This is a genomic window from uncultured Muriicola sp., from assembly GCF_947258935.1.
Classification (GTDB): Bacteria; Bacteroidota; Bacteroidia; order Flavobacteriales; family Flavobacteriaceae; genus Muriicola.
The window spans coordinates 1-8,137 of the sequence record NZ_CAMYKH010000090.1 but is presented as its reverse complement, the minus strand read 5'-3'; the positions used below and the strand labels follow the sequence as shown (position 1 = coordinate 8,137).

General features: G+C 42.0%; 9 protein-coding genes. 5 read left to right on the top strand and 4 right to left on the bottom strand.

All coding sequences use genetic code 11. The features are described from left to right. From Q0X72_RS12360 to Q0X72_RS12350, 3 genes are all read right to left on the bottom strand, one after another. On the bottom strand, positions 1-1,151 hold a 1,151-nt coding region (locus Q0X72_RS12360), incomplete at its 3' end, for a hypothetical protein (protein WP_297765935.1). Further along, positions 1,123-1,698, bottom strand: coding sequence for a hypothetical protein (locus Q0X72_RS12355; protein WP_297765932.1), 576 nt, complete (start codon positions 1,696-1,698; stop codon positions 1,123-1,125). The genes Q0X72_RS12360 and Q0X72_RS12355, both read right to left, overlap by 29 nt. After that, entirely contained in the window at positions 1,682-2,224 is a 543-nt protein-coding gene (locus Q0X72_RS12350; RefSeq protein ID WP_297765929.1) for an RNA polymerase sigma factor, read from the bottom strand. The genes Q0X72_RS12355 and Q0X72_RS12350 overlap by 17 nt, the downstream gene beginning before the upstream one ends. Positions 2,225-2,329: 105 nt before the next feature. Between Q0X72_RS12350 and Q0X72_RS12345 the strand changes: the two genes are divergently transcribed. Genes Q0X72_RS12345 through Q0X72_RS12325 form a run of 5 tightly spaced genes read left to right on the top strand, consistent with a single transcriptional unit; the run spans position 2,330 to position 6,723 of the window. Continuing rightward, entirely contained in the window at positions 2,330-3,238 is a 909-nt protein-coding gene (locus Q0X72_RS12345) for an aldose epimerase family protein (RefSeq protein WP_297765927.1), read from the top strand. Positions 3,239-3,266: 28 nt separating this feature from the next. Beyond that, positions 3,267-3,827 (top strand): DUF2911 domain-containing protein, encoded by a 561-nt coding sequence (locus tag Q0X72_RS12340; protein ID WP_297765925.1) that lies wholly within the window; start codon positions 3,267-3,269, stop codon positions 3,825-3,827. 2 nt (positions 3,828-3,829) lie between these two features. Further along, positions 3,830-4,876 carry a methylmalonyl Co-A mutase-associated GTPase MeaB gene (gene meaB / locus Q0X72_RS12335; RefSeq protein ID WP_297765922.1) on the top strand — a complete coding sequence of 349 codons (1,047 nt, stop codon included), beginning with the start codon at positions 3,830-3,832 and terminating at the stop codon, positions 4,874-4,876. A 34-nt stretch (positions 4,877-4,910) separates the two neighbouring features. Continuing rightward, a complete protein-coding gene (locus tag Q0X72_RS12330; RefSeq protein ID WP_297765919.1) occupies positions 4,911-5,870 on the top strand; it encodes a glycosyltransferase family 2 protein in 960 nt (319 codons plus the stop codon). After that, complete coding sequence (locus Q0X72_RS12325) at positions 5,854-6,723, top strand: lysylphosphatidylglycerol synthase transmembrane domain-containing protein (protein ID WP_297765916.1); 870 nt, start codon at positions 5,854-5,856, stop codon at positions 6,721-6,723. The genes Q0X72_RS12330 and Q0X72_RS12325 overlap by 17 nt, the downstream gene beginning before the upstream one ends. Before the next feature lie 10 nt (positions 6,724-6,733). Here the strand turns inward: Q0X72_RS12325 and Q0X72_RS12320 are convergent. Continuing rightward, positions 6,734-8,137 (bottom strand): glycosyltransferase family 39 protein (locus Q0X72_RS12320; RefSeq protein WP_297765913.1); only part of this gene is annotated, 1,404 nt, incomplete at its 5' end.

The following is an 8,137-nucleotide window of genomic DNA, read 5'->3' as shown; positions in this document are numbered from 1 at the left end:
TTAATGACCACTTCTGAAGAGGTGGTGGTTAGCGTTAATTGCGTCACCACATCTAGTTCTATTGCTTCCGAAAAACTGGTGTTCAAATTGCCATATTTCCATTGGGCCACCTTTACAGGTGAATAGGACGCAGTGATTTTCGTCCTTTCTCCCTCAATGGTTGTAGCCTGCAAGCTTGCGTATGCAAAGCTTGCATTCATGTTTTTCGTATTGGCAGCTAATTTTACTTGCCCGTGACGAACGTTCATTTTTAAGGTAGCCGACTTTGGCATTATTATTTTTATGGTCTTCTTTACCTTATAATTTCTGGACTCCCCATCTTCGGAGTGATAAAAGATATTTGGTGCATCTGTATCTCTCATTTCGAAGAGTGCTTTTTCCCTGGCTTCCTGCGCATCTTTTATGGCTCTTCTTCGGTCTTCTTGAGCCTGCTCTCTCATTATCATGGATTGTTCACGCATTTCCTCCCGTTGTTGCTTCATATCTTCTCGCTGCTCTTCCATGGCCTCTCTGCGCTCTTGCATCAGATCTTGCTTGGCCTCAGCACGCGCAGCAAATTCTTTCCCCCAGGCTTCCATTTCCTCCTGGTACTCTTTGTCAAAATTCTTGTTGAATTCCTTTTTCCATTTCTTTAAATATTTCTCCCCATCCTTTTGATAGGCATCATAATCAAAATTGACATTGGGAATTGGAGGCATAGGTGGCATTTCCGGCATGGGAGGCATTTCCGGGATTTGAAGGTCCATAAACAGGGCTTCCATATCAGGGAAAGGGGCAATCCTTGGCATGGGATTAGCCGGATCCGGAGGCCATAAAGATGTTCTCATAGGCCAGTTGTTATTGCCATAGGTCTTAATTTCAACAATATTGCTGTTCCCTAAGATCTTGATGCCCGAATTCTTAAAATAGGCCTCAGCTTCCGCTTCCGTGGCCCCATCGAGCTCTATGCTGGCCTCAACGGACACCTCATTCTTATCCCAGGTCTCAAATTGAATGTCTGCATAGCTTGTATTGATATCGAGCACGGCGTCTGTTCCTACATTGAACTTTTCACTATAGGTTTTGGTTTGCTTTTGAGCAACCATTTGTATGCTCCAAAAGAGCATTCCCAGAACAAGGATCCTAGGCATTATTGGTAGTAGCTGTTTCATTTTCTGATGATTTTAATTGATGTAGTTTTTCTTTTAATTTCAATAGTAACTGTAAGCGCAATTGTAAATTCTTTATTAGGGCTCCTATGGTTTGTTCGTTGGGGCCCACTTCATTTAATTCGTTGTTAAGTAAATTGTATTCCTTATTTAACTCTGAGATCCTGCCCATAAAATCGTCTACCACTACTTTATTATCCGGCGACATTTCCAGGCTGGCTAATTCCAAATTGATAGAATTAACGTAATAGGTCTCCACCAGCTTAAGATCTGGTGAAAGGTCCCCCAGTGAGATTCCCTGGTGCACAGGTTTATTTGGGATCACCACGGTTTTGGCAGGTTCTTCAGTAGCTGTGTTCTGAAAGAATACAAAACTAAGTCCCACTAATACTACCACTGAAGCTGCAATCCCAAAAAGGTAGAATCGTGATCTTTTAGTTTCTGGGAATGCCTCCTCCAACCGTTTTGTAAATCGTGCTTCGTGACCTTCTTTCAGCTGATGTTTTTTAACGCGTTCCGCTTTAAATATTTCTCTAAGATCCTGTTTCATGTTTTTTGTTTGTTAATATGGCCCTTAAAAAGCCTTTTCCTCTTAATAATCGTGTTCTACTTGCCGTATTAGATAGTCCAAGGATTTGTGCGATCTCTTCGTGGTCATATCCTTCCAACAGGTATAGTTGCAATACATACTGATACTTTTCGGGCAATTTTGTCATCGCAGTTTTCACCTCTTCCACAGAAACCTCCTCATCTATCGTCCAATCCTGATCCTCTGCGATCTGCAAGGTGTTTTCTTGAATTTCCACAGCTCGTTCTTTTCTTGTTTTTAAAAAATCGATACTCTTGTTGATCACGATGCGTTTTAGCCAGGCCCCAAAGGTTACATCACCCTTAAACTGATGAATCTTTTGAAATGCCTTAATAAAAGCTTCTTGCAATACATCTTCTGCATCATCCCTGTTGTTCACAAAACGCATGGCCACACAGAACATGCCATCACAATACTGCTTGTACAAGCCGAGTTGTGCTTTTCTGTCGTGCTGCTTACAGCGCTCTACCAGATCAATACGAATCATTTGATTAGTTTCCAAGCTCGGTTCTGTTGCTATTGTTTAAAAGACGAAATAAAAAAGGGGATGTTGCAAAATATCCTACATTTAGGTAAATTTTAAACTATATTTTTGCATCAAGTTACTATAAATAACGATCTAATAGGCCTTACAACACTAGACTACGGGGCCATCGTCCAAAAAATTCTTATCAAGGATAAAAACGGCAGGGAACACAATTGCGCCATCGGATTTGAATCGCCCGAGGACTATCTAAAAGACCATCGATTTTTAGGAGCTTGTGTGGGCAGATTTGCTGGCAGAATATCAAAAGGTCAATTTAGTATTGCTGAGACCACCTATCAGATCTTTGAGGAAGACGGGGTGCATCTCCATGGCGGCCAACAAGGATTTGGGCGAAGGTTTTGGAAGCTTATAGATCATTCTGAGGCGCCAGATCCTTGTGTTACTTACCAATATATAAGTCCACATTTGGAAGAGGGCTACCCGGGCCAAGTAATCGTAAATGTGACCTATCAGCTTTTGGGGAATTCTCTCAAGATACTTCATAAAGCTACCACAGACCGGCCCACCATAGTGAATTTGACCAATCATTCCTATTTTAAGCTAGACGAGGAAACTACTTTAGATGATCTTGTGTTACAGATACAGAGTGAAAAAAGACTCGTTACGGACGAAAAATTGCTCCCCACAGGACATATCGAACTTGTTGAAAACACCAAATTCGACTTTAGACAACCTAAAAGGATAGAAAATTTAAGATTAGACACACCCTATGTAGTAGACCCTGCCAAAAAACCATTGGCTATCGTTCGCTCATTAAGATCTGGGATACAACTGAGCGTAAGCTCTAATCAACCGGCCTTAGTGGTCTACACCCCAGAAGACCTGGCAGCCATTTGTTTTGAAACACAAAATTATCCGGATGCACCAAATCAGCCTTCCTTTCCTTCCTCTTTACTCTTACCGGGAGAAACATATATCAATGAATCCTTTTTTACATTCGATTTAGTACCTTAGGTACCTAGAAATAATAACCTATATAATTATGAAAGCACTAAAATGGATCATTGGCATTCTAGCCGTATTGGCTCTACTCTTCTATTTTGTAGCTATGCCTTTTTTAAGAACTCAAACCAAAAAAAATAGTCCGGAGACCACTACTACATATACGGAAGGTGGGTATGACCTCCTGGTAAACTACAGTAGCCCATCTAAAAAAGACAGAGTGATCTTTGGAGAGCTTGTTCCCTATGACAAAGTTTGGCGAACAGGGGCAAATGAACCTACCCGTTTTGAGACCAAAACAGATCTAATGATCATGGGAAAGACTTTACCGGCCGGCAACTATTCCCTTTGGACAAAACCAAAAGAAAGCAATTGGACTGTTATCTTTAACAGTGAGATCCCGGATTGGGGCGCAACCCTAAGCAGCGGAGGATCGGAGGCTACATGGAATCCTGAAACAGATGTGTTAACAGTTGAAGTCCCCGTCATTAATATGACACAAAGCCAGGAAAGCTTCACTATCAGTTTTGAGGAGTACAATGGGCTATTCCTAACTTTTGCCTGGGATACTACCAAGGTTCAGGTACCCATTAATCAATAGACTTGGGGGTAAAAAAGAACATAGGTGATAAGAGCGCCTCTTTTGTAAAGAATCAAAGGGCGCAAATGCCCTCTGTTCCTGCTCTAATAAATGGGATCTTAAAAGGAGATCAAGCACTCCTCGCCAGGGCCATAACCCTGGTGGAAAGCACACAGGCAGCCCATCAGGAAAAAGCCTATGAGATCATTGAAAAATGTCTTTCAAGAACCCAAGATACTCTTCGTATTGGCATCACCGGAGTTCCGGGTGTAGGGAAAAGCACCTTTATTGAGAACTTTGGAACAATGCTTACTGAGATGGGTATGAAGGTAGCCGTATTAGCCGTAGATCCCAGCAGTACAGTAAGCAAAGGGAGTATTTTGGGAGATAAAACCAGAATGCCACAACTGGTAAAAGATAAAAACGCTTTTATCCGACCTTCGCCTTCCGGCGATTCCCTGGGTGGGGTGGCCAGAAAAACCCGGGAGAGCATTATTTTGTGCGAAGCAGCAGGGTACAATGTCATCCTGGTGGAAACCGTTGGCGTAGGACAGAGTGAAACGGCTGTACACAGTATGGTTGATTTTTTCCTACTGTTAAAACTTACTGGGGCCGGTGACGAACTTCAGGGTATTAAACGAGGCATCATGGAAATGGCAGATGCCATTGTCATCAATAAAGCTGAAGGAGACAATATTAAAAGGGCAGACAGGGCCAGGTCTGAGTTTGAAAGGGCGCTCCACCTCTATCCACCCAAAGAAAACGATTGGGCCCCTAAGGTACTTACCTGTTCCTCTATTACCGGTGCTGGTGTACCTGAGATCTGGAAAATGATCAGCGAATACCAAAGTAAAAACAAGGCTGGCGGTTATTTTTCCAGTAAAAGGAAATCTCAAAACACCTATTGGTTCCATCAAACGGTTGAAAGCCTTCTAAAACAACAGTTCTACGGTCAGAAAGCCGTTATAAAAGCAATGAACCCACTACAAAAAGAGGTAGAAAATAATACCATTTCCCCGTTCAGGGCTGCAGAAAAGCTTCTAGAACTGTATGCAAAAGGTCTTAAATAAAAAACCTAAATTTGCCAGCAAACAACCCGCTTTCATGAACCCTAATACCCAGGCACTCCTATCTATCGTGGTACCGCTTTATAATGAAGAGGAAAACGTAGCACTGCTCACCGAGAAGATCCATGAAAGCCTCGAAGGATATACCTATCAGATCATTTACGTAGACGACTTTTCCCAGGACAAGACCCGCTCAGTAATTAAGAACATGAAAGATCCAAAGGTTCATCTGCTGGCTCTAAAAAAGAATTACGGGCAAAGCCTGGCCCTGGCTGCCGGGCTAGATTATGCTCAGGGAGAATATATTATCACCATGGATGGAGATCTGCAAAACGATCCAAGTGATATTCCGCAGATGCTGAGTTATGCCTTAGATGGAGAATTTGATGTGGTGACAGGTATCAGGCAAAAACGAAAGGATTCACTTGTCAAAAAGATCCCTTCCAAGATCGCTAATTTCCTCGTAAGACGGGTCACCAAATTAGATATCAAGGATAACGGATGCGCCTTAAAGGTCTTCACAAAAGACATTGCCAAGGATCTCAATCTCTATGGTGAGATGCATCGCTTTATAACCTTACTTGCCTTTCTAGAAGGGGCTCAGATAAAACAAGTTCCTGTAAAACATCATGCCCGGCATGCCGGAGTATCCAAATACGGTTTGGAACGAGTTTTTAAGGTTGTAGCAGATATGATGCTCTTATTGTTTATTCGTAAGTACTTTCAACGTCCCATACACTTATTTGGGATACTAGGGGTGCTACTTATTTTGTTAGGTATTCTGATCAATTTTTACCTGCTGATAATAAAATTGGGTATGGGAGAGGATATTGGGAATAGACCGCTACTTATTTTTGGTATGATGTTTATCCTGGGAGGAATTCAGCTCTTTACTATAGGGATCGTTATGGAACTCCTGATCCGAACCTATTACGAATCCCAAAGCAAAAGACCTTACAGGATCAAAAATATAAGCATAGGTGGAGAACTTTCGTAAAAAGGGGATCACCCTCCTGAAAGTAGCCATAAGTGCGGCCCTACTCTATTTTATTTTTACAAAAATCCCTTTTTCAGAGGTGCTTACCGTCGTTAAAAGGTCGCAGCCCTTGTATGTTTTTGGCGCCTTGTTGTTCTTTATAGTTTCCAAGGTCATAGCTGCGTATAGACTCAACTTATATTTTCATGAAATAGGTGTGTTATTGACTCAAAAAAGCAACCTCAAATTATATCTGTTGGGAATGTTCTACAACCTCTTCCTGCCAGGCGGCATTGGAGGCGACGCCTATAAAGGGTACTATGTAAAACAACATTTTGAGGTACCTACTAAAAAAGTGGTGGCAGTACTCCTTATGGATCGCCTCAGCGGACTCCTCTTACTCTTCGTTTTTGCATGTATCCTCGGAGTTACCATAGAAGTTCCTGAATTGCTTCCTTTTAATTGGCTTATAGGATTGTGCATTCCCTTGAGTATCATTATTTTCTGGGGGATTCAGCAGCGATTTTTTACCTATATACTACCTGTTTTTTGGCGCTCTAATGTCTTATCTTCCTTTGTTCAACTGGCACAGCTGGGTTGTGTTCTAATGATCTTACAAGCACTGAACATTCAGGTGTCCACCATAGAATATCTCTTTATCTTCCTGATCTCTTCTATAGTATCGGTACTCCCATTGACCATTGGAGGCATAGGTAGCAGAGAATTAGTATTCTTATATGGTGCACTTTGGTTGGGTTTGGAAGAAGACCGGTCAGTGGGCATTAGTATGCTCTTTTTCCTGATCACGGCCTTTATTTCCTTGCTAGGTATCTGGTATCACTTTAGGAAACCAAAGCTGAACATAAAACCATAGCCACAGGTCATTATTTTATGTGCAGGAGATACATCTTGTTTAAAATTAAAGGACGGGTTGTGGGATTTAAAAATTTTCCTTGAAGGCGAGTGATCCTGAATTGATCAACATCATATTCCCTGTCCCAAACAATTCCAGACATAGTTAGTTCGGTCAGCTCTGCCTCTGTCGTATACACCCAGACATCTGATAAGGATCCGATTTCATTAGCTGTGGATATGCGAACCGGATGTTCGTTGTAGAAATCCAAGGCCCAGGTATGACGTTCGGATAATTTATAGATTCGGTCAACAGGTATTTCTTGTTTATTCACAATTGCCGCCATGCTAGAACCTCCTTGATAGTTTAATAATTCCGGGTAGAAATGAAGATTTAAAACCCCATTCAGCAGTACGGAAGCCAGGACAGAAATAGTGATGATACGTACATAAGGTGCCTCTTTTTTCACAATAAAATAGGCAACAACACCATACCCCATAAAGAGAGGAAGGTAAGCCAGCCAGCTGTCCCATTCAAATACATAAAAACATATAAAGGCTGTAACTGTAAATACAAGGCCCAAAATGAAATATTGCCCGGCCAGAACCAGGTTGAGTGCTTTGGTCCTACCCCGCTTTTTAAGCGATACCAGATACGCCGCGGCCAAAACAGAAAACAAAGGAATAAGAATATTCAGGTAATGTGGTAATTTAAACTGGGCAAAACTTATGATAATAAATAGAAGGCTTATTCCTCCCACGGTAAGTAACTCGTGTTTGGAATTTTTTCTGAAATGCAACTTAATAAAAGTGCGTAATTGATTCCAATAGCCAACAATCCCGATGATTGTCCATGGCAGGAAAACCCAGAGAAAAGTGTGAAAGAAAAAGAAATAATCACTGCTGTTCTTCCCTACACCTTCACCGCTAAGTCTTTCAAAGCTCTGTTCCCAAAAAATAAAAAACAGACCACTACGGTTACCCTTTCCCCTGATAACCTTTTCAGGATGCAGATCGAACTGATGATAGTAAGCATAGAGCATTGGGCTGATGGTCAAAACAAAGACCCCTAGAGCCAGGATCACTTTCCAGTGTAACAAGACCTTCCACTTTCCGGTATAAGCCAGATGGCACAGTAATGGGAGTCCTATGACGAGTAAGGCGATCTGTCCTTTGGTCGAAAATGCTATTCCCGCACCAAAAGCCCCTAAAATCAATGATACTAAGCTCCCTTTTTCAATATAAACAGCCAATTGCCAGATTGCAAAAACGGTGAAGCCGGTAAGAACCGAGCCAAGTGGAACATGGGCCACAATGTTACCGTTGCTGGCGCTATTGACTGTGCTGGTGGTCGGGGTTGTCAGCTTACACGAAATGACAGGTGTTCGGATCGTTGGTCTGGTTGCAGTTTTGGTGCCCGCAATTGCATTCGCCTG

Coding starts and splice junctions, on each gene's coding strand:
- Q0X72_RS12355 (WP_297765932.1), bottom strand. CDS start 1,698: ATGAAACAGGATCTTAGAGAAATATTTAAAGCGGAACGCGTTAAAAAA.
- Q0X72_RS12350 (WP_297765929.1), bottom strand. CDS start 2,224: ATGATTCGTATTGATCTGGTAGAGCGCTGTAAGCAGCACGACAGAAAA.
- Q0X72_RS12340 (WP_297765925.1), top strand. CDS start 3,267: ATGAAAGCACTAAAATGGATCATTGGCATTCTAGCCGTATTGGCTCTA.
- Q0X72_RS12330 (WP_297765919.1), top strand. CDS start 4,911: ATGAACCCTAATACCCAGGCACTCCTATCTATCGTGGTACCGCTTTAT.